The organism is Streptomyces qinglanensis (assembly GCF_900111245.1).
Taxonomy (GTDB): domain Bacteria; phylum Actinomycetota; class Actinomycetes; order Streptomycetales; family Streptomycetaceae; genus Streptomyces; species Streptomyces qinglanensis.
Genome location: NZ_FOGO01000003.1, coordinates 515,778 through 539,379, shown reverse-complemented (window position 1 = coordinate 539,379; position 23,602 = coordinate 515,778). Strand labels below are relative to the sequence as shown.

At 74.0% G+C, this 23,602-nt stretch carries 25 protein-coding genes; 12 read left to right on the top strand and 13 right to left on the bottom strand.

The window, feature by feature from the left end:
• Position 1: 1 nt before the first annotated feature.
• The 5 genes from purB to BMX65_RS09460 all read right to left on the bottom strand — a co-directional run bounded on the left by purB (position 2) and on the right by BMX65_RS09460 (position 5,416).
• Positions 2-1,432 (bottom strand): adenylosuccinate lyase, encoded by a 1,431-nt coding sequence (purB, locus tag BMX65_RS09480; protein WP_074999713.1) that lies wholly within the window; start codon positions 1,430-1,432, stop codon positions 2-4.
• Positions 1,433-1,443: 11 nt separating this feature from the next.
• A complete protein-coding gene (locus tag BMX65_RS09475) occupies positions 1,444-2,316 on the bottom strand; it encodes an SGNH/GDSL hydrolase family protein (protein WP_074999712.1) in 873 nt (290 codons plus the stop codon).
• A 99-nt stretch (positions 2,317-2,415) separates the two neighbouring features.
• A complete protein-coding gene (locus BMX65_RS09470; RefSeq protein ID WP_074999711.1) occupies positions 2,416-3,426 on the bottom strand; it encodes a hemolysin family protein in 1,011 nt (336 codons plus the stop codon).
• Positions 3,423-4,784: a hemolysin family protein gene (locus BMX65_RS09465; protein WP_074999710.1), complete on the bottom strand. Its 1,362-nt coding sequence runs from the start codon at positions 4,782-4,784 to the stop codon at positions 3,423-3,425. Before BMX65_RS09465 ends, BMX65_RS09470 begins: the two co-directional genes overlap by 4 nt.
• A gap of 206 nt (positions 4,785-4,990) precedes the next feature.
• Positions 4,991-5,416: a GNAT family N-acetyltransferase gene (locus BMX65_RS09460; RefSeq protein ID WP_074999709.1), complete on the bottom strand. Its 426-nt coding sequence runs from the start codon at positions 5,414-5,416 to the stop codon at positions 4,991-4,993.
• Between the two features lie 315 nt (positions 5,417-5,731).
• Between BMX65_RS09460 and BMX65_RS09455 the strand changes: the two genes are divergently transcribed.
• Both BMX65_RS09455 and BMX65_RS09450 read left to right on the top strand, forming a co-directional pair.
• Positions 5,732-5,995, top strand: coding sequence for a toxin-antitoxin system, antitoxin component (locus BMX65_RS09455; protein WP_074999708.1), 264 nt, complete (start codon positions 5,732-5,734; stop codon positions 5,993-5,995).
• On the top strand, positions 5,992-6,363 hold the full coding sequence (locus tag BMX65_RS09450) for a fic family toxin-antitoxin system, toxin component (protein ID WP_074999707.1): 372 nt from the start codon (positions 5,992-5,994) through the stop codon (positions 6,361-6,363). Before BMX65_RS09455 ends, BMX65_RS09450 begins: the two co-directional genes overlap by 4 nt.
• A gap of 17 nt (positions 6,364-6,380) precedes the next feature.
• Here the strand turns inward: BMX65_RS09450 and bioD are convergent, their stop codons facing one another.
• The 3 genes from bioD to bioB are packed head-to-tail and all read right to left on the bottom strand — an operon-like array spanning position 6,381 to position 9,553.
• Positions 6,381-7,136: a dethiobiotin synthase gene (gene bioD, locus BMX65_RS09445; protein WP_074999706.1), complete on the bottom strand. Its 756-nt coding sequence runs from the start codon at positions 7,134-7,136 to the stop codon at positions 6,381-6,383.
• Position 7,137: 1 nt separating this feature from the next.
• Complete coding sequence (locus BMX65_RS09440) at positions 7,138-8,472, bottom strand: adenosylmethionine--8-amino-7-oxononanoate transaminase (protein ID WP_074999705.1); 1,335 nt, start codon at positions 8,470-8,472, stop codon at positions 7,138-7,140.
• Complete coding sequence (gene bioB, locus BMX65_RS09435; protein ID WP_074999704.1) at positions 8,465-9,553, bottom strand: biotin synthase BioB; 1,089 nt, start codon at positions 9,551-9,553, stop codon at positions 8,465-8,467. Before bioB ends, BMX65_RS09440 begins: the two co-directional genes overlap by 8 nt.
• Before the next feature lie 203 nt (positions 9,554-9,756).
• Between bioB and BMX65_RS09430 the strand changes: the two genes are divergently transcribed.
• Complete coding sequence (locus BMX65_RS09430; RefSeq protein ID WP_074999703.1) at positions 9,757-10,926, top strand: 8-amino-7-oxononanoate synthase; 1,170 nt, start codon at positions 9,757-9,759, stop codon at positions 10,924-10,926.
• A 288-nt stretch (positions 10,927-11,214) separates the two neighbouring features.
• Positions 11,215-11,652 carry an ATP-binding protein gene (locus tag BMX65_RS09425; protein ID WP_074999702.1) on the top strand — a complete coding sequence of 146 codons (438 nt, stop codon included), beginning with the start codon at positions 11,215-11,217 and terminating at the stop codon, positions 11,650-11,652.
• 47 nt (positions 11,653-11,699) lie between these two features.
• On the opposite strand, the gene BMX65_RS09420 is transcribed toward BMX65_RS09425, so the two are convergent.
• From BMX65_RS09420 to BMX65_RS09405, 4 genes are all read right to left on the bottom strand, one after another.
• Positions 11,700-12,377, bottom strand: coding sequence for a GNAT family N-acetyltransferase (locus BMX65_RS09420; protein WP_074999701.1), 678 nt, complete (start codon positions 12,375-12,377; stop codon positions 11,700-11,702).
• A gap of 35 nt (positions 12,378-12,412) precedes the next feature.
• Positions 12,413-13,405 carry a DMT family transporter gene (locus BMX65_RS09415; RefSeq protein ID WP_074999700.1) on the bottom strand — a complete coding sequence of 331 codons (993 nt, stop codon included), beginning with the start codon at positions 13,403-13,405 and terminating at the stop codon, positions 12,413-12,415.
• 250 nt (positions 13,406-13,655) lie between these two features.
• On the bottom strand, positions 13,656-13,985 hold the full coding sequence (locus tag BMX65_RS09410; protein WP_074999699.1) for a hypothetical protein: 330 nt from the start codon (positions 13,983-13,985) through the stop codon (positions 13,656-13,658).
• Between the two features lie 6 nt (positions 13,986-13,991).
• On the bottom strand, positions 13,992-14,636 hold the full coding sequence (locus BMX65_RS09405; RefSeq protein ID WP_074999698.1) for an ATP-dependent Clp protease proteolytic subunit: 645 nt from the start codon (positions 14,634-14,636) through the stop codon (positions 13,992-13,994).
• A gap of 229 nt (positions 14,637-14,865) precedes the next feature.
• On the opposite strand from BMX65_RS09405, the gene BMX65_RS09400 reads away from it, so the two are divergent.
• Positions 14,866-15,177, top strand: a complete 312-nt coding sequence (locus BMX65_RS09400; protein ID WP_074999831.1) for a type II toxin-antitoxin system Phd/YefM family antitoxin — start codon at positions 14,866-14,868, stop codon at positions 15,175-15,177.
• Positions 15,178-15,250: 73 nt separating this feature from the next.
• Here BMX65_RS09400 and BMX65_RS09395 read toward each other — a convergent pair whose 3' ends face one another.
• Complete coding sequence (locus BMX65_RS09395; protein WP_074999697.1) at positions 15,251-16,225, bottom strand: M28 family metallopeptidase; 975 nt, start codon at positions 16,223-16,225, stop codon at positions 15,251-15,253.
• Positions 16,226-16,734: 509 nt separating this feature from the next.
• Between BMX65_RS09395 and BMX65_RS09390 the strand changes: the two genes are divergently transcribed.
• From BMX65_RS09390 to BMX65_RS09360, 7 genes are all read left to right on the top strand, one after another.
• Positions 16,735-17,037, top strand: coding sequence for an urease subunit gamma (locus BMX65_RS09390; protein ID WP_074999696.1), 303 nt, complete (start codon positions 16,735-16,737; stop codon positions 17,035-17,037).
• A gap of 32 nt (positions 17,038-17,069) precedes the next feature.
• Positions 17,070-17,381, top strand: coding sequence for an urease subunit beta (locus BMX65_RS09385; protein ID WP_074999695.1), 312 nt, complete (start codon positions 17,070-17,072; stop codon positions 17,379-17,381).
• A complete protein-coding gene (locus tag BMX65_RS09380; RefSeq protein WP_074999694.1) occupies positions 17,374-19,095 on the top strand; it encodes an urease subunit alpha in 1,722 nt (573 codons plus the stop codon). Before BMX65_RS09385 ends, BMX65_RS09380 begins: the two co-directional genes overlap by 8 nt.
• Positions 19,096-19,260: 165 nt before the next feature.
• Positions 19,261-19,926, top strand: coding sequence for an urease accessory protein UreF (locus tag BMX65_RS09375; protein WP_074999693.1), 666 nt, complete (start codon positions 19,261-19,263; stop codon positions 19,924-19,926).
• 235 nt (positions 19,927-20,161) lie between these two features.
• Positions 20,162-20,881 (top strand): urease accessory protein UreG, encoded by a 720-nt coding sequence (gene ureG / locus BMX65_RS09370; RefSeq protein ID WP_074999692.1) that lies wholly within the window; start codon positions 20,162-20,164, stop codon positions 20,879-20,881.
• Positions 20,878-21,666, top strand: a complete 789-nt coding sequence (locus BMX65_RS09365) for an urease accessory protein UreD (RefSeq protein ID WP_074999830.1) — start codon at positions 20,878-20,880, stop codon at positions 21,664-21,666. The genes ureG and BMX65_RS09365 overlap by 4 nt, the downstream gene beginning before the upstream one ends.
• Positions 21,667-21,801: 135 nt before the next feature.
• The gene (locus BMX65_RS09360) at positions 21,802-23,469 is read left to right on the top strand and encodes an alpha/beta hydrolase (protein WP_074999691.1); all 1,668 of its coding nucleotides are present in this window, start codon (positions 21,802-21,804) and stop codon (positions 23,467-23,469) included.
• The last annotated feature ends 133 nt before the right edge of the window (positions 23,470-23,602 follow it).

The following is a 23,602-nucleotide window of genomic DNA, read 5'->3' as shown; positions in this document are numbered from 1 at the left end:
GTCAGAGGATCGCTCCGGGCCGGTAGCCGGCGGCCTCGGGGTGCAGCGCGGCGACCTCCTGCACGCGGCTGACGACCTCCGCGGTCTGCGCGGCCGCGGCGCCGGTGAACGACAGCCGGTCCGCCATCAGTTCGCCCAGCGCGGCGCGGTCGAGCGGGATGCGGGAGTCCGCCGCGAGCCTGTCCAGCAGCTCGTTGTGCTCCGCCCCCTTGCGCATCGCCAGGGCCGCAGCCACCGCGTGCTCCTTGATCGCCTCGTGGGCAACCTCCCGGCCGACCCCGGCCCGCACGGCGCCCATCAGGACCTTCGTCGTCGCCAGGAACGGCAGGTAGCGGTCCAGCTCCCGGGCCACCACGGCGGGGAAGACGCCGAATTCGTCCAGCACCGTCAGGAACGTCTCCAGCATCCCGTCGAACGCGAAGAAGGCGTCGGGCAGTGCCACCCGGCGCACCACCGAGCAGGACACGTCGCCCTCGTTCCACTGGTCCCCGGCCAGCTCGCCCGCCATGGAGGCGTAGCCGCGCAGGGTCACCATGAGGCCGTTGACGCGCTCGCAGGAGCGGGTGTTCATCTTGTGCGGCATCGCCGAGGAGCCGACCTGCCCCTCCTTGAACCCCTCGGTCACCAGCTCCTGGCCGGCCATCAGCCGGATCGTCCTGGCCAGTGACGAGGGGGCGGCGGCCAGTTGCACCAGCGTGCCGACCACCTCGTGGTCCAGGGAGCGGGGGTAGACCTGCCCGACAGAGGTGAACACACGCCCGAACCCGAGGTGCTCGGCGATCCTGCGCTCCAGGTCGGTCAGCTTCTGCTCGTCCCCGCCGAGCAGGTCCAGCATGTCCTGCGCGGTGCCGACGGGCCCCTTGATGCCGCGCAGCGGATACCGGCGCAGCAGCTCCTCCAGCCGCTCGAAGCCGACCAGCAGCTCGTCGGCTCCGGTCGCGAAGCGCTTGCCGAGAGTGGTGGCCTGCGCCGCGACGTTGTGCGAGCGGCCCGCCATCACCAGCGCCGCGTGCTCGCCCGCCAGCGCGCCCAGCCGCTGCAGCAGGGCCACGGAACGGTCGCGGGCCAGCTCCAGGGAGAGCCGGATCTGGAGCTGCTCGACGTTCTCCGTCAGGTCGCGCGAGGTCATGCCCTTGTGTACGTGCTCGTGCCCGGCCAGCGCGTTGAACTCCTCGATGCGCGCCTTCACGTCGTGCCGGGTGACCTTCTCGCGCTCCGCGATCGAGGCGAGGTCCACGTTCTCGACCACCCGCTCGTAGTCGGCCAGCGCCTCTTCGGGTACGGCGATGCCCAGGTCCCGCTGCGCCTTGAGCACGGCGAGCCACAGCCGCCGCTCCAGCACGATCTTCGACTCGGGGGACCAGATGCGGACCAGCTCGGGGGAGGCGTAGCGGGACGCCAGGACGTTCGGGATGCGCGGCTTGTCACTCACGCCGCCCGAGTCTACGGTGCCGCGCGGTCCCCGGCGCTCCGGGGCGGCGGGAGGGCGGCCCCGGAGCCGGCGGTGTCGTCGCAGGCCAGTGGGGCCAGCTCCGGGCGCTTGGGGGTGCGCCCGTCGCCCGAGGAGCGGCCGGTCAGCCGCCGCCCGATCCAGGGCAGCAGGTGCACTCGGGCGAAGCGCGCGTCCGCGGCACGGCGGGCCGTCCAGGAGGGTGCGGCGGCGGGCGGCAGCGGGGTGTTCCAGTCGCCTCCGGGCGGCAGCCCGAGCCGCTGCCAGACGGCCTCGGCCACTCTGCTGTGCCCCTCCGCCGTCAGATGCAACCGGTCGTCGGCCCACATGCGCGGGTCGCCCAGCGCCTCGGAGGCGAACAGGTCGACCACCAGCGCGCCGTGCCGCTCCGCAAGCCCGTCGATGAAGTCGAAGAGCTGCTCCATCCGGGCCCGGTAGCGCTCCAGTACCGGTCCGCGGCGCCCTGGGCTGCGCATCAGCACCAGCGTCCCGCAGGCGGGCGCCAGGGTGGCGACGGACTCCTCCAGCAGCGCACACACCCGTGCGGTGTCGCAGCCCGGCCGCAGCACGTCGTTGAGACCGCCCACCAGGGTCACCAGGTCGGCCTCCATCGCCGCCGCGGGCGCGACCTGGTCGGCGGCGATCTGCCCGATCAGCTTGCCGCGCACCGCGAGGTTGGCGTAGCGGAACTCCGGCTCCCGGGCCGCGAGGCGGGCCGCGAGCAGATCGGCCCACCCCCGGTAGCCGCCACCCGGCAGCAGGTCGGACATCCCCTCGGTGAACGAGTCGCCCAGGGCGACGAACGAGCGAGGGGTGGCCGGGGGACGGGCGGGTTCCGCGGACGAGGCGGGAGCAGCACTGGTCACGGTCGCCCATGGTAGCCCGTTGCCCCGAGCAACGACCTTGCGGTGTCCCCGGGGCAACGGGCCTGCGGGCCTGACGGCCGGCGAGCCGGTGGGCTGCCGCTACGCCTGGCCGACCAGCTCGCGCAGCACGTCCTCCATCGTCACCACGCCCGTTGCCCGCCCGTCCGGGCCGGTGACCGCCGCCAGATGGGTTCCGCTGGAGCGCATGGCCCCCAGCACGTCGTCCAGCGGCAGCGAGGCCCGCACCCGGGCGATGGGACGCATCGCCGTCAGCGGGAACGCAGCCTCCCGGGGCGAGGCGTCCAGCGCATCCTTGACGTGCAGATAACCCAGCACCCGCCCGTCGTCGTCCACCACCGGGAACCGGGAGAACCCGGACTCGGCCGACAGGTTCTCCAGCCCCTCGGGGGTCACACCGCGGCCTGCCGTCACCACCTTGTGCAGCGGCTGCGCCACCTCGGCGATCGGCCGCCTGCCCAGCTCCAGCGCGTCGCGCAGCCGTTCGGTCGAGCGGTCGTCCAGCAGCCCGGCCTCACTGGAGTCGGCCACCATCTGGGCGAGGTCGTCGTCCGAGAACGCGGCCTCGACCTCGCTCTTCGGCTCGACCCGGATCAGCTTGAGCAGCGCGTTGGCGAACGAGTTCACCGCGAAGATCACCGGGCGCAGCGCCCGCGACAGCGCCACCAGCGGCGGCCCCAGCAGCAGCGCGGTCCGCTCCGGCCCGGCCAGCGCGATGTTCTTGGGCACCATCTCGCCCAGCAGCATGTGCAGATACGTCGCCAGCGACAGCGCGATCACGAACGAGACGCCGTGCGCCACGCCGTCCGCGACACCGACCGCGTGGAAGACCGGCTCCAGCAGGTGCGCGATGGCGGGCTCGGCGACGACACCGAGCACCAGGGTGCACAGCGTGATGCCGAGCTGCGCCGCGGCCAGCATCTGCGCCACGTGCTCCAGGCCCCACAGCACCTTGCGGGCCTTCTTGTCGCCCTCCTCGGCCAGCGGCTCGATCTGTGCGCGGCGCACCGAGATCAGCGCGAACTCCGCGCCGACGAAGAACGCGTTGGCCACCAGGGTCAGCAGCCCGATCAGCAGTTGGAGCACCGTCATCGCTGTGCCTCCGCCCGGTCGCCGGTCTCCGACCCGGCCGGGTCGTCACCCGGCTTCGGTCCGTACAGCCGCACCTGCGCGGCGCGGCGGCCGCCGGCGTCCATGACCGTCAGCTCCCAGCCGCCGACCGACACGGTGTCCCCGGCGGCCGGGATGCGGCCCAGTTCGGTGGCGATCAGCCCGGCGAGCGTCTCGTAGGGGCCCTCCGGAGTGCGCAGCCCGATGGCCTGCAGCTGATCGGTGCGCGCGGCGCCGTCCGCGACGTAGACGGGCCGGCCCTCCGCGTCCTCCCCGGCGGGGGCCAGGTCGGGGGTCTCCAGCGGGTCGTGCTCGTCGCGGACCTCGCCCACGACCTCCTCGATGATGTCCTCCAGTGTGACGACGCCGGCCGTGCCGCCGTACTCGTCGATGACGACCGCGATGCTGCGGTCGCCGCCCGAGAGCTGGTCCAGCAGCCGGTCGACGGTCAGCGACTCGGGAACCAGCAGCGGCTCCCGCATCAGATCGGTCACCGGCCGCAGCCGCCGCTCGGCGGCGGGTACGGCCAGCACGTCCTTGATCCGGACGATGCCGACGACGGTGTCCAGGTTCCCCCGGTAGACGGGGAAGCGGGAGAGTCCCGTGGCGCGGGTGGCGTTGGCGACGTCCTCCACGGTGGCCTGCACCTCGAGCGAGGTCACCTGCACGCGCGGCGTCATGACGTTCTCCGCCGTCAGCTCGGCCAGGTGCAGGGTGCGCACGAACAGGTCGGCGGTGTCCTCCTCCAGAGCGCCCTCCTTGGCGGAGTGCCGTGCCAGCGCCACCAGCTCCTGCGGCGAGCGGGCCGAGGCCAGCTCCTCGGTGGGCTCCAGGCCCATCCGCAGCAGCACCCGGTTGGCGGTGTTGTTCAGATGGCGGATCAGTGGGCGGAAGGCTGCCGAGAAGGCCCGCTGCGGTGTCGCCACCGCCCGCGCCACCGGCAGCGGCCGGGAGATCGCCCAGTTCTTGGGCACCAGCTCGCCGATCACCATCAGCACCACCGTGGACAGCGCGGTGCCGAGTACGAGGGCGAGGGAGGAGGAGGCCGAGGACGGTACGCCGAGCGAGCGCAGCGGTCCGGCGATCAGCTTGGCCACGGACGGCTCGGCGAGCATGCCGACGACCAGATTGGTGACGGTGATGCCCAGCTGTGCCCCGGAGAGCTGGAAGGTGAGGGACCGCACGGCCGCCAGCGCGCTCCGCGCGCCCCGGTCGCCGCGCTGCTCGGCCCGCTCCAGTTCGCTGCGCTCGACGGTCGTCAGGGAGAACTCGGCGGCCACGAATCCGCCGCAGGCCAGGGACAGCAGCAGTGCCACGAGCAGCAGCAGGACTTCCGTCATCGACCGTTCACCTCCTTCCCATCGTGGGACAGGGGTGGCCGGTACGCGCGATGTCGGAGGCTGCTACTGGGAGGGTCGCCCATGGGCGGACGCTCACACCTTTCGGATCCGATGACTGTGCCGGGCCCGCGGGGGTGCGGGCCCGGCTTCGTGTACAGCGTAAACGGGCCGAGCGGTTCCCCGGTTCCCGCGCGGGGCGCGGGCTCTCAGGCGGTCAGCGGTTTGACCCAGCGGCTCCACTGGGGCTGCGGAACGTAACCGGCGGCCTGCCAGACCCGGTGTGCCCGCTCGTTCGCGTCCAACACCATGGCGTCGCCGCGCCGTCCGCCGAGCGCCGCGAAGCGCTCCTCGGCGGCGGCCAGCAGGGACCGGGAGACGCTCTGCCGGCGCCGCGCGGGCAGTACCGCGAGCCGGTAGAGGGAGCAGCGCCAGCCGTCCCACCCGGCGATGACCGTGCCGACCAGCCGCCCGTCCTGCTCCGCCAGCAGCAGGGCCTCCGGGTCCCGGGCCAGCAGCCGGGCCACCCCGTCCCGGTCGTCGCTGACGCTCGTGCCCTCCGCCGCCTCCTGCCAGAAGGCCAGCACCGGGTCGATGTCGGCCGTGCCCGCCGCCCGTATCGCAAGCTCCGTCATGGCCCGCATCCCAGCACGGGCCGCACCCGGCCCGCCACGCAGTTTCGCCTGGTGGGCACCTGGACGGCGGAGTCGTCTGCGGGGGTCGGGGGCCGTCCGCGGCACCGGACTCAGCTTCGGGCGAGGGCTTCCGGCGAGGGCTTCGGGCACCGGAGCGACCGGAGCGGACGTGCCGGTCGTGCCACCTCCGGCAGGAGTGCCGGGCCGGCCGACGCGCGGGCCGGGCCGAGCCCGGGCGGCCCGGGGACGGGGCCGCGGACCGCGCCCGGATCGCACGCCTGTTCACTGCTAGCGGAAGGGTGCTAGCGTGGTGGTGTGGCGAAGACGCAACTGAACGTCCGGGTGGACGAGGGCACGGCGCAGGCCGCCAGGGAGCGGGCGCTGGCCCGCGGCGTGAGCGTGAACCGGTACATCGAGGAACTCGTCCAGCGGGACGCGGCCGAGGTGGGCCGCTCCTTCGTGGACGCGGCAGCCGACTTCATGAAGAGCTACGCGTCCGTCTTCGCCGAGGAACTCGACGCGGCCGGGGCCGGTGAGCGGGACCCGGGGACCGGGGCCGGAAGCCCGCCCGCGGCGTGAGCGTACGCGTCGACCTCGCCTGGCTGCTGATCCTCGCCGAGCAGAAGACCCCGGGCGACCCGCGGGTCACCGACTACGGAGCGCTCGTCGCCGCCGTCAGCCGCCACGAGGCCGCCGTCTTCGGCCGCCCCGTCTACCCCGAGCCGCACGACCGCGCCGCCGCGCTGCTGCAACTCCTGCTGCACGTACCGGCCCTGGAGCGCTCCAACGCCCTGTTCGCCTCCGCCGTGGCCTACGGCTACCTCGTCGCCTGCGGGCTCAAGGTCGTCACCTCTCCCGAGCGGATACGCGACCTGGCCCGGCTGGTCAAGGACGGCACCGCCGACCTGCCCGCGATCGCCGCCGAGCTGCGCACCTGGACCCTGTGAGGTACCGGCGGCGGCGCTCAGCCGAGCGCCGCCGCCGGTACCGCGTCACCCCCCAGTCCGGGCGCCAGCCAGCCGGGCGCCTCCGCACCGAAACGCGACGGGGGCAGCGCCCCCGCCCCTTCGGGGACGGCGCCCAGCAGCGGCAGCTCGGTGTACCGGGGCAGGTCGGCCAGGTTGCACCGCTCGGCGAGCCCCGGGGCCCCGGGCACACTGCCGATCACCAGCCCCGCGCACTCCACGCGGCGGGCCCGCAGCGCCTCCGCCGTCAGCGCCGCCGTGTTCAGCGTGCCCAGCCCGGCCTGGACGACCACCAGCACCGGCGCCGCCAGCAGCCGGGCGGCGTCGGCCAGCGTCGAGCCCGCGCCGTCGAACCGCACCAGCAGCCCGCCCGCGCCCTCGACCAGGACGAGGTCGTGCGAGGCGGCCAGCTTCCCGGCCGCCTCGGCGACCTCTGCGGCCGACACGTACGGCATCCCCGCGCGCCGGGCCGCCGTCTCCGGCGCCAACGGCTCCGGATAGCGGGCCAGTTCGGCCCCGGTCACCGTGCCGGGAGCCGACGCGATCCCGCCGGTCAGCCGCAGCACCTCCGCCACGTCCCCCGGTTCACCGGCCGCCACGCCCGTCTGCGCAGGCTTGAGCACGGCCACCGAACGGCCGGCGCGCAGCGCGCACGCCGCCACCGCCGCGGTGGTCACCGTCTTCCCGATCTCCGTACCGGCCCCGGAGACGCACAGCACGCCCCGTGCGACCGGCACGTCCGCTTCACCCCGCATCTCAGCCCTCCCGGGCCGCCGCGCACATCGCGGCGGCGATCCGTGCCACGTCCTCGTCGCCGGTGATGTACGGCGGCATCGCGTAGACCATGTCGCGGAACGGCCGCAGCCACACCCCGGCACGCACCGCGGCCCGGCTCGCGGCTGCCACGTCCACCTCGTGGTCCAGGCGCAGCACCCCGATCGCGCCGAGCACACTCACCTCCCGCACCCCGGGCAGCTCCGCGGCCTCCGCCAGCCCGGTGCGCAGCCCGTCGGACACCTGCTGCACCCGCGTCCGCCAGTCCTGGGACAGCAGCAGATCCAGCGAGGCGCCCGCGACGGCGGACGCCAGCGGGTTGCCCATGAAGGTCGGACCGTGCGCCAGCACCGGTACCGAGCCGCGCGCGATCCCCTCCGCCACGCGCGGCGTGCACAGTGTGGCCGCCATCGACAGGTATCCGCCCGTCAGCGCCTTGCCGACACACATCACATCGGGGACCACCCCGGCGTGGTCGGCCGCGAACAGCTCCCCGGTGCGGCCGAAGCCGGTGGCGATCTCGTCCAGCACCAGCAGCACGTCGTGCGCGTCGCACGCCTCGCGCAGCGCCCGGACGTACCCGGGGGAGTGGAACCGCATCCCGCCGGCGCCCTGCACCACCGGTTCGACGACGACGGCGGCCAACTCGTGTGCGTGCCGCCCGATCTGCTCGTGCAGATGCGCCACGTAGGCCGGGTCGGGCTCCGCCGCGAAGCCGGCGGGCGGTGCTTCGGCGAACACCTGCACCGGCAGCGCCCCGGACCACAGGTGGTGCATCCCGCCCTTCGGGTCGCACACCGACATCGGCTGCCAGGTGTCCCCGTGGTAGCCGCCGCGCCAGGTCAGCAGCCGCCGCTTCTCCGGACGCCCCAGCGAACGCCAGTGCTGCAGGCACATCTTGACCGCGACCTCGACGGCGACCGAACCGGAGTCCGACAGGAAGACGTGCTCCAGATCGCCGGGCGTCACCTCGGCCAGCCGGGCCGCCAGCCGCACCGCGGGCTCGTGGGTCAGCCCGCCGAACATCACATGGCTCATCCGGCCGAGCTGGTCGCGGACGGCCTCGTCGAGCACCGGGTGCCGGTAGCCGTGGACGGCCGACCACCAGGACGACATCCCGTCGATCAGCTCCCGCTGCCCGTGCGCGGGCTCGGCCAGCCGCAGCCGCACACCCGCGGCGGACTCCACCACCAGCGGGTCCGCGGTCCCGGGCATCGGCCCGTACGGGTGCCACACATGCTGCCGGTCCAGGGCGAGCAACTCCTCGGTGGCGGCGCCCGGTCCGGCGGACGCCGCCGGGACGGTGCTCTCAGGCATTGGGCGGCAGCTCCGTCCCCGTGCCCCGCAGCCGGACCGCGACCCGCTCGTGCGGGGCGGCGCCGGACTCCTCGCGCCGGTGCTCGGGCAGCGTGGTCGTCTCCGCGCCCTCCACCTCGAAGCCCGAGTCCGCGATCATCTCCAGATCGGCCTTGCCCGCCTGCCCCTCGCTGGTGAGGTAGTCGCCCAGGAAGAGGGAGTTGGCCAGGTGCAGGGCCAGCGGCTGCAGCGACCGCAGATGCACCTCGCGCCCGGCGGCCAGCCGCACCTCCACGTCCGGGCACACGAACCGCACCATCGCCAGGATGCGCAGCGCCCGCTGCGGAGTCAGGTTCCACTCCTCGGCCAGCGGCGTGCCCTCGAACGGCAGCAGGAAGTTGACCGGCACCGAGTCCGCGTCCAGCCCGCGCAGCGAGAAGGCCACCTCGACCAGGTCCTCGTCCGTCTCCCCCATGCCCGCGATCAGACCCGAGCAGGGCGAGAGCCCGGCACCGCGGGCCTGTTTGACGGTCTCCACCCGGTCCTCGTAGGTGTGCGTGGTGCAGATGTCCCCGTAGGTGGACTCCGAGGTGTTGAGGTTGTGGTTGTAGGCGTCGGCCCCGGCCTGGCGCAGCCGCTCCGCCTGGCCGTCGGAGAGCAGACCGAGGCAGGCGCACACCTCGACGTCCTCGTTCCGCTCCTTGATGGCCCCGATCGTCTTGGAGACCCGGTCGATGTCGCGGTCGGTGGGGCCGCGGCCGCTGGCCACCACGCAGACCCGCTTGGCGCCGCCCTGCACCCCGGCCGCGGCGGCCTCGGCGGCCTCCTCGGGCTTGAGCCAGGTGTACTTGAGGATCCCGGCCTCGGAGCCGAGCCGCTGGGAACAGTAGGAGCAGTCCTCCGGGCACAGCCCCGACTTGAGGTTCACCAGGTAGTTGAGTTTCACCCGCTTCCCGAACCAGCGACGGCGCACCTTTCCGGCGGCTGCCACCACATCGAGCAGGTCGTCATCGGTGGTCCGCAGCACCGCGAGTGCTTCGTCCCGGGTGGGCGTCTCGCCGCGGAGCCCCTTGTTCACCAGTGAGTTCAGCAGGTCGTCCATGGGCACGATCCTTGCCCATGCGACCCTGCCGGGTAATGGAGGAAGCCTACAAGACCGCTTGAGCGAGGTGTGGATGTTGTCACACGTCGACCGGCGTTATGGCAGGTTAGGTTCTATTGACTGCCTACAAACATCCAGGCCGCGCAACCCGCCAGGCGCTCCCGCCGCCCGGTGCGGCGCGCGGGTGACCGAAGAGAGCTCCCATGTCCCAGGACCCCTTCGCGTGGACCGCCGAGGCACTCCGGAGGCGCCGCGCGGCGGGACTGCTGCGCACCCTGGCGCCCCGCCCCGCCGACTCCCCGCTGCTGGACCTGGCGGGCAACGACTACCTGGGTCTCTCCCGGCACCCGGACGTCGTCCGTGCCGCAGCCGAGGCGGCGCTCCACTGGGGTGCCGGAGCGAGCGGCTCCCGCCTGGTGACCGGATCCACCGAACTGCACGCCCGGCTGGAATCCGAACTGGCGGACTTCTGCGGATTCGAGGCCGCACTCGTCCTCTCCTCCGGATACGCCGCGAACCTCGCCGCGGTCACCGCGCTCACCAACGCGCCGGGCGGCGGCGGACTGCTGGTCTCCGACGCCCACAACCACGCCTCGCTGATCGACGGCTGCCGCCTCTCCCGCGCCCGTACGGCCGTCGCCGCGCACGCCGATCCGGAAGCCGTGGCCAAGGAGTTGGCGGGGCACACCCGGCAGGCCGCGGAGGGGCCCGCGCTGGTGGTCACCGACTCCGTCTTCTCCGTCGACGGGGACGCGGCACCGCTGGCGGAGCTGGCCGGGGTGTGCTCGGCGGCGGGAGCCGGGCTGCTCGTCGACGACGCGCACGGCCTCGGCGTGCTGGGCGACGGCGGCCGGGGCGCGGCATGGGCGGCGGGGCTGGCCGGCAGGCCCGGCACGGTCGCGACCGTCACCCTGTCCAAATCGCTGGGCAGCCAGGGCGGCGCGGTCCTGGGACCCGCACACGTGATCGCGCACCTGGTGAACACCGCCCGGACCTTCATCTTCGACACCGGGCTGGCCCCCGCGGCGGCGGGCGGCGCGCTCGGCGCCCTGCGGCTGCTGCGCGCGGAGCCCGGACGCGCGGCCCGCACCCGGGCCGCCGCCGCCGAGTTGCACACCCGGCTGGCCGCCGCCGGACTGGAGGCCACCCGGCCGGACGCCGCCGTCGTCTCGGTCCGCGCCCCCTCGCCGCAGGCCGCGGTGGAGTGGGCGGCCGCCTGTCGCGCCGCGGGCATCCAGGTCGGCTGCTTCCGTCCCCCGTCCGTGCCCGACGGCATCTCGCGGCTGCGCCTGACCGCCCGCGGCGACCTGGCCGAGCAGGTGCTCGCCGACGCGGCCGACACGGTGATCGCCGCGGCCCCGCACACCGGCTGAGGCCGAGGCTCCAGGCGTCGGCTGCACCCGCGGCCCGTGCGCCCGGGGTGTGCGGACCGCCGCGATACGCCCTCCGCGGGGCTGCTTTGGGCCGGGCGCGGCAGAGTTCACCGCTTCGGGCGACACGACTCCCGGCGAGCAGGGCGATCGGGCGCGCGGTGCCGCGTGGAGTGGCACGCTGTCGCGCAGCGGTTCCCGGGGCGTTCCCCGCGCTTCCCGAGCGGGCGGGGAACGACCCGCCGCCGCGCGACGGAGGAGCCAACGGCCCCGGAAAGGGACGGCCTCGCCATGGCGGACCACCAGGAAGCGACGATCACCCTGCCGAGTGCGCCGGCTTCCGTCACGGCCGCGCGCAGACATGTCACCGAAGCGCTTCGCGCGTGGGGACTGCCCGACGGCGCGGACGCCATGGACACGCTCCGTCTGATCGTCTCCGAACTCGCCACCAACGCCGTCCAGCACACCCTCGGCAGATCGCCCACCTTCACCGTCGATCTGCGGCTGGAGCAGACCGAACGGCTGCACCTGGGAGTCACCGACAGCCACCCGGGCAGGCCGCGGCCGCTTCCGGCCGCGGTGCAGCAGGATCACGGGCGCGGACTGGTGATCATCCGTACGCTGACCGCCGAGTCCGGCGGCACCGTGCGCGTCGCACCCGCGCCCGACGGTGGCAAGACCATCTGGGTGGAGATTCCCTGGCTGCCGCTGCCGACGGGACGAGCCTGAGCTGCCGGCCGGGCAGGCGGACCCGGCGCCCGTGTCCGGCGGGTTCGTCACCCGGCGGCCTCGGCGACGCCTGCGGGCCAGAGCAGGACCTCCGCACCGACCGGGACGAATCCCGCGGCGAGGAACGCCCGCAGGCTCGCGGCGTTCCCCGGCGCGACCTGCGCCCACAGCGGCTCGTCCGGCGGCACCAGGGCGCGGGCCGCGGCCGCCAGCGCGCGACCGCGCCCCGCGCCCCGCGCCGCGTCCGCGACCTCGACGGCCACTTCCCACCGCCCGGCCACGCCCGTTCCGGTCACCAGCGTGCCCCCGTCGGCCGTCGTCCAGGCACGGACGTGGGAACGGTGCGCCAGGGCGTCGGCGACCCGGGGATGCGCCGGATCCGGCGTCTCGACCGGGTTCCCGATCTCCCGCAGCTCCTCGCGGCGCGGTGCGGGGCCGGTGCCCGGCGGGAGGACGAGCAGCACGTCGATGCTGCCCGCCTCCCGGCCGGTCCTGCCGCACAGCGCGCTGAGGAACGGCGGTCCCAGCGGTGCGCCGAGGTCGTCGGGCGGCACCCGGCGCCGCACCCACTCCGGCGGCACGTCGGCGAAGACGACCGTGTGACCGGTCAGTGCCAGCACTCCCGCGTCCCGGGGCGAGGGCTGCGGGAGCACGGTCAGTCCGCCGTCGGGCGGCGGGAATCCGCCCCGTGCGGCCGATGCGAGGATCTTCGCCAGCGCGTCCATCCGCCGGAGCGTAGCGCCGCCTCGGCGGCGGGCGCTCAGCAGGCGGTGCGTTCGGAGCCGGCCGTGGCCGTCTCCGCGCGGGTCAGCAGCACCACCGCGGCCAGCAGCAGCGCGGCGCCCAGGAGCATCGGCAGGGTCAGCCGCTCCCCGAGCAGCCCCACCGCGAGGACGGTCGCGCTGACGGGCTCGACCAGCATGACCACTGAGGCCGTGGCCGCCCGGACGACGGCCGCCCCCGCGAAGTAGAGCGGGTAGGCCAGCGCCGTCGGCACCGCTGCCACGTACAGGAGCAGCAGCGCCACCCGGAGCGGTTCCCCGGTGTGCGGCAGCAGCCCCTCGAGTGCCGCGCACGGCAGCAGCGCCACCGCGCCGACGCCGAGCGACCATGCGGTGAGGGTGAAGGCGCTCTCCGGCATCCCGGTACTGCCCACCCACCGGGCCAGCAGCACCGAGACCGCGATCGAGACCGCGGACAGCAGGGCGAGCGCGACACCGGCGGGCCGCACCTCGCCGCCGCCCCCGCCCAGCACGAGCACGGCGAGCCCGGCCGGTGCGGCGGCGACCGCGCACGTCCCGCCCCGGCCCAGCCGCTCCCGCAGCGCGATCCGGGCGCCCAGCGTCACGAACACCGGTGCCGCGCCCAGCGTCACGATCGTCGCGACGGCCACACCTGTGGCCGGTACGGCGGCGAAGTAGGCGGTCTGGAAGACGGCCATGCACAGGCCGGTCGACAGCCGCACCATGTACCGCGACCGGCGGCGTCCGGGCCGCGCCGGCGTGTCGCGGCCCGGCCGGTCCGCACGGCCCGGACGCCGCCGCAGCAGCGCCCGGCCCACGAGCAGCAGGGTCAGCCCGCCGACATAGCGCCAGAAGGACATCGCCAGCGGTCCCAGGTCGCTGGAGGAGTGGATGACATCGACTGCCGCGCCCGTGGTGCCCCAGGTGGCACCGGCGGCGGCGAGGAAGAGCAGGCCCTGCCCGACGGGCAGGCCGAAAGAGCCGGTGGAACCGGCGGAAGAAGTCGACACGAATGTGCTCCGCGTGAGGAGAGGTCGGTGAGGGGACCCGTTCGCGGGCACCACCGACCCCCGCGGCGGAAGGTGTCCGTCCGCCGCGGCAGTCGCGCGTGGTCGCCCGCCCTACGCGGGGGGCGGGGAGACAGTCAGCAGGGCCGAGTTCATGATCGGGACCCTAGCCGTCGGGGCTCCGGCCGTCATCCGGTTTTCGCCGCCGCCGGTGCCGGACGCGAGCCCGCAGGCGCCGGGTGTGCCGGGTGCCTCAGCCGGCGGGCTCGTCCGGCTCCGGCGACGGGAGCAGGACCCGCTCCGCGCGCCGGTCGCCCTCCAGCACGCGCAGCGCCCGCTCCAGCGTCGCGGCGTGCAGCGTGCTCTCGCCGCGTTCGTGCATCAGCGCCAGCGCGTCCCGCAGCCGGACCGCTCTGCCGACCAGGCCCTGCGCGGCGCGCAGTGCTCCGTAGGTGTCGCGGCCGCGGGCCGGGTTGATCCGGCCGACCAGGTCGAGCGCCTCCAGATAGGCGTCGACCAGATCGCCCTCGGCGCGGGTCAGCGCGGGCAGCGGCGGCAGGCCCGACGGCCACTCACGGGGCATCCCCGCTCACCGCCGTGCGGGGGAGAGGGCCGGCTTCCGTGCGGCGGTGAGCCGGTCGACCAGGCCGTAGTCGACCGCCTGCTGTGCCGTGAGGATCGTGTCGCGTTCGAGGTCCTGGCTGATGCGGTCGCGGGGCCGGCCGGTGTGGCGCGCGTACAGCTCCTCCAGGAGTTCGCGGGTGCGCGCCATCTCCCGTGCCTGGATCTCGAGGTCGTCGGCCTGCCCGCGCACGGGTTCGTGCAGCGAGGGCTGGTGGATGAGGATGCGCGCGCCCGGCAGCGCGAGCCGTTTGCCGGGGGTCCCGGCCGCGAGCAGCACGGAGGCGGCGGAGGCCGCCTGCCCCAGGCACACGGTCTGGATGTCGCAGCTGACGAACCGCATCGTGTCGTAGATCGCGGTCATCGCCGTGAACGAGCCTCCCGGCGAGTTGATGTACAGCGAGATGTCCTGGTCCGGTGCGGTGTGCTCGAGGTGGATGAACTGCGCCATCACGTCGTTGGCCGAGGTGTCGTCGATCGGGCTGCCCAGGAAGACGATCCGCTCCTGGAGCAGCTTCGCGTACGGGTCCATCGTCCGCGTCCCGCTGCTGGTGCGCTCGGTGAACTCCGGCAGGACGTACCGGGCTGTCGGTGCTGGTGGCTGGTTCCGCATGGCGTCGCACTCCACTCTCACGCGAGAAACGTACAGGATGTACAGAACGTACGTTGAGCAGCGTGCCATGAACCGGCTCCAACAGCCCCCTGCGCAGGGGGCATTCCGCTGCGGGCGAAGCGCCCCGCCCGGCTCCCGGGTGCGCGCCGACCGGCCGCCTTCTGCCCCCCCGGTATCCCTCGCATCCGCTCTGACCTGCGGTTCTGTGGGCAGCCCTAGAATGGCGGGCATGGCTTACGAGATTCCGGTGACGCAGGCGAGGGCCGAACTGGCGGAGCTGATCAATCGGGTCGTCTACGGCGAGGAGCGGGTGGTGGTCACCCGGCACGGGAAGCCGCTCGCAGCACTGGTCTCGGCCGCGGACCTGGAGCGTCTGGAGGCCGCCGACCAGGATCAGCAGGCGTCGGAAGAGATCATCAGCACCGTCTCCGGAATCCGGGAGACCGGTGGGGCGGTGCCCGGTGAGGCGCGGCGGTTCGGCATCGCCGCGGAGCACCGCGGCCCGGCCGCCGGAGACCGGCGGCCGGGCCAGGGTGGATGACGGACGGGCGGTGGGTCGGGAGGTGGGCTCCCGGACAGCGCCGGTCAGGGGCTGAACCCCCGGACGGCGCGCGTCAGGAGCTGAGCTCCCAGACCGCGTGGGCGATCGCGTCGCTGTGCAGGTCGAGTGCCTTCTCGTCGACGTTCGAGGTGTCGTCGCAGGCCGAGTGGTAGCACGGGTCGTACGGCTGACCCGCCGTGCCGCCCCACTTGTCCGCCTGTGCCTGGGTCTTGTGCTCGCCCGCGCCGGTGAAGGTGCCGCCGACGGTGACGCCCGCGTTCTTGAACGAGGCGTGGTCGCTGCGGCCGTTGGTCTCCTCGGACGCCTCCGTCTCGACGCCCTTCGAGCTGAACCAGTCGGTGAAGACCGACTCGACGGCTGCGTCGTCCTCGTAGACGAAATGACCCGCGTTGGGCGAGCCGATCATGTCGAAGTTCAGATAGGTGTCGATCTTGCCGAGTTCGCCCTTCGAGAGGCTGTCGACATAGTGCCCCGAGCCGACCAGTCCCCGCTCCTCGGCCCCCCACCAGGCGAACCGGAGGTGCTTGGCGGGCTCGAGGTCCGCGGCGGAGACGGCCAGTGCCGTCTCCAGTATCCCGGCGGAGCCCGAACCGTTGTCGTTGATGCCGGGTCCGGAGCGGACCGAGTCCAGGTGGGCGCCGGTCATCAGGGTCGACCCGGTGTCGCCCCCGGGCCAGTCGGCGATCAGGTTGTAGCCGGTCTCCCCGCCGCTGGTGAACTCCTGGACGGTGGTCTCGAAACCGGCGGTGTCCAGCTTCGCGCGGATGTGGTCCAGCGAGGCCCGGTAGCCGGGGCTGCCGTGGGCCCGGTTGCCGCCGTTGGCATCGGCGACCGCCTGCAGGTCCTGGAGATCCTGCTGGACGGCGGCGACGTCGATGTCGGGCGCTTCGGCGGCCCGTGCTCCGGCGCCGTCGGGAGTGGCCAGTGCCGTCCCGTCGGCCGCGCCGAGCAGGGTGAGTGCCAGTGCGGCGCTCCCCGCGGCGGCGAGGGCGGCGCGGTGTTGCGGTCTGCGGTGTCCGCGTATCACTGTGAGCTCCGATGTGTGGGGGTGTGGGGGACCGCCGTAGTCGGCGGGGTATCGCCCGGAGCGGCGATACGAAGTGGTGCGATGTGACGTGGACATGAGACTCACGGGGAGGCGTCGCCCCCGTCAAGAGCGCATATCGGACAGGGAGTTGCGGAAACCGGAGGGTGTGGGTCCGCCCCGCCCCCGGGTCCGCCCTCGCACTGCTCGGGTCATGGCAGGTGCAAGCGCAGGCCGCGAGGTCCCCGCCCGGCCCGGGCGGGACGCCTCGGCCCGGTTCGCCGCAGGCCGGGGCGCCGGCCGCGCCTCCGGGGCGCGGGACCGCCGGGGCGCCCCGCCGGCCGGGGTGTTGACGGAGGTGAAGTGGGTTAACGCCGTCGAAACGGCGCTGCCGTAATCTCCGGGTCCATCGGCGGCACACAATCGTATGTGTGATACACCTACCGGGCGTGGTCGTCGCCGCGAGTGACCAGGGCATTCCCCGGCCCGGTGACGACGGTGAGGTGGAGAGAATGCAATTGACCCCGCACGAGCAGGAGCGGCTGCTCGTCCACGTCGCGGCCGACGTCGCCCAGCGGCGCAGAGAGCGCGGACTGCGGCTGAACCACCCCGAGTCCGTCGCCCTCATCACGGCACATGTGCTCGAGGGCGCCCGCGACGGCCGGAGCGTCGCCGAACTCATGGAGTCCGGGCGCACGGTCCTGGCCCGCGAGGACGTCATGGACGGCATCCCGGAGATGCTGCACGACGTCCAGGTCGAGGCGACCTTCCCGGACGGCACCAAGCTCGTCACCGTGCACGACCCCATCGCCTGACCGCTCCTGACCGCGCGAGGAGTCGCCACATCATGATCCCCGGAGAGATCCGGTTCGCCGAGGAACCGGTGCCCCTCAACGCGGGCGCCGAGACCACCCGGCTGACCGTGCTCAACGCCGCCGACCGGCCCGTCCAGGTCGGCTCCCACTACCACTTCGCCGAGGCCAACCCCGGGCTGCAGTTCGACCGGGAGGCCGCCTGGGGCAGGCGCCTCGGCATCGCCGCGGGCACCGCCGTCCGCTTCGAGCCCGGCATCCCCGTCGAGGTCGACCTGGTGCCCATCGGCGGCAGGCGGATCGTCGCCGGACTGCGCTCGACCGCGGGAGGCCCCCTCGATGCCTGAACTCTCCCGCGCCGCCTACGCCGACCTGTTCGGCCCGACCACCGGCGACCGCATACGGCTCGCCGACACCTCACTCCTCGTCGAGATCGAGGACGACCTGTGCGGCGGGCCCGGACGCGCGGGCGACGAAGCGGTCTTCGGCGGCGGCAAGGTGATCCGCGAGTCCATGGGCCAGGCCCTCACCACCCGGGCCGAGGGCGCTCCCGACACCGTGATCACCGGTGCGCTCGTCCTCGACCACTGGGGCGTCGTGAAGGCCGACGTCGGCATCCGCGACGGGCGGATCGCCGCCCTGGGCAAGGCCGGCAACCCCGACACCATGGACGGCGTCCACCCCGATCTGGTCATCGGCCCCGAAACGGAGATCATCGCGGGCAACGGCAGGATCCTCACCGCCGGTGCCATCGACGCGCACGTCCACTTCATCTGCCCGCAGCTCGCCGACGAGGCGCTCGCCGCCGGAATCACCACGCTCGTCGGCGGCGGTACCGGACCGGCGGAGGGCTCCAAGGCCACCACCGTCACCCCGGGTGCCTGGCACACCGCCCGCACCCTGGAGGGGATGGACGGACTGCCGGTCAACGTGGGACTGCTCGGCAAGGGCAACACCGTCTCGCGCGCCGCCATGCTCGCCCAGCTCCGCGGCGGGGCCGTCGGATTCAAGATCCACGAGGACTGGGGCGCCACTCCCGCCGCCATCGACGCCTGCCTGTCGGTCTGCGACGAGACCGGCGCCCAGGTCGCCATCCACACCGACACCCTCAACGAGGCCGGGTTCGTCGGCGACACCCTCGCCGCGATCGGCGGACGCGGCATCCACGCCTACCACACCGAGGGCGCGGGCGGCGGGCACGCGCCGGACATCATCACCGTGGTCGCCGAGCCCAACGTGCTGCCCTCCTCCACCAATCCGACCCGGCCGCACACCGTCAACACCATCGAGGAGCACCTCGACATGCTGATGGTCTGCCACCACCTCAACCCGGCCGTGCCCGAGGACCTCGCGTTCGCCGAGTCCCGCATCCGGCCCAGTACCATCGCAGCCGAGGACGCGCTCCACGACCTCGGTGCCATCTCGATCATCTCCTCGGACGCGCAGGCGATGGGCCGCATCGGCGAAGTGGTGCTGCGCACCTGGCAGACGGCGCATGTGATGAAGGAGCGGTACGGCGCCCTCGCGGGCGACAGCCGTGCCGACAACCTGCGCGCCCGCCGCTATGTGGCCAAGTACACGATCAACCCCGCGGTCGCGCAGGGCATGGACGCGGAGATCGGCTCGGTCGAGCCGGGCAAGCTCGCCGATCTGGTGCTGTGGGACCCGGCCTTCTTCGGGGTCAAGCCGCAACTCGTCCTCAAGAGCGGACAGATCGCCTCCGCGCAGATGGGGGACGCCAACGCCTCCATACCCACTCCGCAGCCGGTGCTGCCGCGGCGGATGTTCGGCGGGACGGGGCGCGCTCCGGGTGCGAACTCCGTGAACTTCGTGACGCAGACCGCCCTGGACGACGGGCTGCCGGACCGGCTTCCCCTCTCCAAGCGGTTCGTCGCCGTCCGCGACACCCGGCCCGTCACCAAGGCCGACATGCGGCAGAACGACGCCCGCCCGGACGTGCGCGTCGACCCGGACACCTTCACCGTCACCATCGACGGCACACCGGTCGAACCGGCACCTGCCGCATCCCTGCCCATGGCCCAGCGGTACTTCCTGTTCTGACCCGGGAGCCGGGAGCCGGGAGCCGGGAGCGGGCCGGGGACGGGACCGGCGCCGTCGGCGCACGGCATGCCCGGCCCCGTCCCCGCGCCGCCGGAACGCCGGAGCAACCGGACAGCAAGGGGCCGCGCCGAGCGGCGGCCCCGGAAGAACAGTGGAGGTCTGCGGATGAGCGGTGCTGCCGCGTTGCTGGTGCTCGCCGACGGCAGATTCCCCGCCGGGGGGCACGCGCACTCCGGCGGGGCGGAGGCGGCCGTACGGGCCGGACGGGTCCGCAGCGCGTCCGACCTGGCGGAGTTCTGCCGCGGACGGCTGCACACGGCGGGCCTGACCGCCGCGGCCCTGGCCGCGGCCGCCGCTGCCGGGCACGATCCGCTCGTGCTGGACGAGGCGGCCGACGCGCGTACCCCCTCCCCGGCGCTGCGCCGCACCGCCCGCAGACTGGGCCGCCAGCTCATGCGTGCGGCCCGGGCGACCTGGCCCGGGCCGGACCTGGACGCGCTGGCCGCCGCCCGCCCCAAGGGCGCGCACCAGCCCGTCGTGCTGGGACTCGCGGCCCGCTCGGCGGGGCTCGGGCCGCTGGACGCAGCCCAGGCAGCCGCGTACGAGAGCATCAGCTCCCCGGCGACCGCGGTGGTCCGGCTGCTCAGCCTCGACCCGCTGGAGGCGACCGCGGTCCTGGCCCGGCTCGCGCCCGCCGCGGACGAGGTGGCCCGGCAGGCGGAGGCCGCTGCCCAGGGCGCGGTCGAGGAACTGCCCGCGGCGTCCGCGCCGCTGCTGGAGATCACCGCCGAGCAGCACGCCGCCTGGCAGGTCCGCCTCTTCGCCTCCTGACCCCCGGCCTCCCGTACCCCGGCCCCGGCCCCGGCCCACGCGCCACCGCCGGTCCCGGCCCGGAACCGCCGGCTCGCCCCGCCCCTGAGACCGACACTCCCGCCGCGCCCCTGAGACCGACACTCCCGCCCGCGACCACCCCCGCCGCGCGGCCACCCCGCGACCGCCGGTCGTCGGCGGCCGAGCACCGACCCCCGGTCACCGAAGACCGGCCACCGAGCCCAGGAGGAATCCCGTGCATCTCGACCACGCCGCACCCTGCCCCGAGCGGCACACCGCCTCGGTGACCCTGCCCGACGGCCGCCGCCGCGCCCTGCGCGTCGGGCTGGGCGGACCGGTGGGCTCGGGCAAGACCGCCACCGTCGCGGCGCTGTGCCGCGCGCTGCGCGACCGGTACTCGCTGGCCGTCGTCACCAACGACATCTACACCAGGGAGGACGCCGCCTTCCTGCTCCGCGAGGCGGTGCTGCCCCCGGAGCGGATCACCGCGGTGGAGACCGGGGCCTGCCCGCACACGGCGATCCGGGACGACATCTCCGCCAACCTGGAGGCCGTCGAGGACTTGGAGGACGAGGCCGGCCCGCTGGACCTGGTGCTCGTCGAGTCCGGGGGCGACAACCTCACCGCCACCTTCTCCAAGGGCCTGGTCGATGTGCAGATCTTCGTCATCGACGTGGCGGGCGGCGACGACATCCCCCGCAAGGGCGGACCCGGCGTCACCACGGCCGACCTGCTCGTCGTCAACAAGACCGATCTCGCCCCGTACGTCGGTTCCGACCTGGCGGGCATGGCACGGGACGCCGAGCAGCAGCGCGGCGCACTGCCCGTGCTCTTCCAGTCGCTGCGCACCGAGCCCGGCGTGCTGCCGCTGGCGGACTGGGTGCGCGAGCAGTGCGCCGCCTGGGCCGCGACGCACGCGGCGCCGGACGCGGGCACGGCCGCGCTCCCGGCATGACGGAGGCCGCAGCCGCGCCGCGGTCCGCGGCGAGCGTCAGCGCCCGCGCCCGGATCACCGCGGTACCCGACGGACGCGGCGGCACCGCACTGCCGCTGCTCAGCGGAGCCGGTCCGGTCGCGCCGCGCCGCACCCGCTCGGCCGACCCGGCAGCCGCCCGGGTCACGCTGGTCGGTGCGATGAGCGCGCCGCTGAGCGGGGACCGGCTGGCCCTGGAGGTCCGTGCCGAGGCGGGTGCCGCGCTGCGGGTGGACGGCAGCGCCGCCACGCTCGCGCTGCCGGGGCGTACGGCGGAGCCCGCCCGCTACGACGTCCGGCTCGAGGTGGGGGAGGGGGGCCGACTCCATTGGCTGCCGGAGCAGTTGGTCTCCGTGCGCGGCAGTCGGCTGCGCCAGCACCTGCGGGCCGAGGTGGCGCGGGGCGGGCGCCTGGTGGTGCGGGACGAGCAGGTGCTGGGCCGTGCCGGGGAGGAGCCCGGACGGCTCAGCAGCCGCCTCACGGTGCGGTACGGCGGACGCCCGCTGTTCGACCAGCAACTCGACCTGGGGCCGGGAGCTCCGGGCTGGGACGGCGGCGCCGTCCTGGGCGGACACCGCGCCGTGGGCCAACTTCTGCTGGTGGGAACGGAGGAGAGGGACGCGGGTCCGCTTCTGGCCCGGCCCCTGGGGGAATCGGCCGTCGTCACCCCCTTGGCGGGTCCCGCCCTGCTGGTCACCGCGGTCGCGCCGGACGCGCTGCGGCTGCGCCATGTCCTCGATACCGCACTGACGTTCACTTCTTGGTAAAGAACGATCCGGTGCCCTGTCCCCTACCGCCGGCAAGGATGAAGGATCCCTCTGAAGACCACCACCGTGGTCGCCCATCACTGTCGTGGTCAACGACCACCGCCGTCACTGTCGGCAGTACCCGGAGGGGAACACGTGAACAGACGGAAGGCGGCCATAGCCGCCGCCGGCACCATCGCCGCCGGAGCCCTCACGGCCGGGCTCATATCCGTGCCGTCCGCCGTCGCGGAGGACAGCAGCGGCCCGCAGGCCCGCTCGGGCAAGCACGCGGGCGCCGCCGAGGCGCGCGGCGTCAGGAAGGCCGCGGCCCGGGCCGCGCGCGCCGGTATCGACTGGAAGGACTGCCCTGCGGACTGGGGCATCAGGGACGGCGTCCAGTGCGGCTGGGTCACCGTTCCCCTCGACTACGCCAAGCCGAACGGCAAGAAGATCCGGCTCGCCGTCGACCGGGCACGCAGCACCGGCGGCACGGCGAAGCGGCAGGGCTCCCTGGTCTACAACCCCGGTGGCCCCGGCGGCTCCGGGCTGTACTTCCCGGCCCGGATCCCGGACAAGAACCCGCTGTGGGCGAAGGCCGCCACCGCCTACGACTTCGTGGGCTTCGACCCGCGCGGTGTCGGGCACTCGGCGCCCGTCTCCTGCGCCGACCCGCAGGAGTGGGTCAAGGCACCCAAGGCGGACCCCGTCCCGGACAGCGAGGCCGACAAGCGGGCCCAGCGCAAGCTCGCCAAGGAGTACGCCGACGGCTGCCAGGAGCGCAGCGGTGAGCTGCTGCCGCAGCTCACGACGCCCAACGCCGCCCGCGACCTGGACGTGATCCGCGCCGCGCTCGGCGACAAGAAGCTCAACTACCTCGGCGTCTCCTACGGCACCTACATGGGCGCCGTCTACGCCGAGCTCTTCCCCCGCCACATCCGCCGGATGATCACCGACAGCATCGTCAACCCGTCCCGGCGCAAGATCTGGTACGACGTCAACCTCGACCAGGACGTGGCCTTCCAGACCCGCTGGAACGACTGGAAGAAGTGGGTGGCCGAGCACGACGACGTCTACGGCATCGGCTCGACGCCCGAGAAGGTCGAGGCGGCCTGGCGGAAACTGCGCGCCACCGCCAAGAAGCACCCCATCGGCGGGAAGGTCGGCCCGGCCGAACTGCTCGGCGTCTTCCAGAGCGCGCCGTACTACGACTCGGCCTGGGCCCGGGTGGCCTCGGTGTGGTCGGCCTACCTCAACGGCGACGAGCAGCCGCTGATCGACGCCGGTGCACCGGACATGTCGGATGTCGCGGGCAACAAGGCGAGCGAGAACGGCAACGCCGTCTACAACGCCGTCGAGTGCAACGACGCCAAGTGGCCGAGCAGGTGGCGGACCTGGGACCGGGACAACACCCGGCTGCACGCGAAGTACCCCTTCCTCACCTGGGCCAACGCGTGGATGAACTACCCGTGCGCCGTCTGGCCGGTCAAGCAGCACCGGCCGCTGGAGATCCGCGCCAAGACCTCCTACCCGGTGCTGATGGTCCAGGCCACCCGGGACGCCGCCACGCCCTACCCCGGCGGTGTCGAGCTGCACAAGCGGCTCAAGGGCTCCCGTCTGATCACCGAGAAGGGCGCGGGTTCGCACGGCATCACCAACCTGAAGAACCCCTGCATCAACGAGCGCGTCGACGCCTATCTCCTGCAGGGAACCGTCGATCGCAAGGATGTGACCTGCGCTCCGCACGCGACCCCGGAGCCGGTCAAGTCCCCCGCCAAGGCGGCGGCGAAGGCCGAGGCCGCGGCAGTGCCCACGATGGTGCCCTGACGGCGGTCGGCACGAGCGCCGCGGCGGTCCGCCGCTGCCGCGTGTGACACAGCCTGATCCCGCGTGCGGGCCGGGCCGGACCCCGGGTCCGGTCCGGCCCGCACCGGTCTCTCGCCGTGACCTCAGGTGTCCG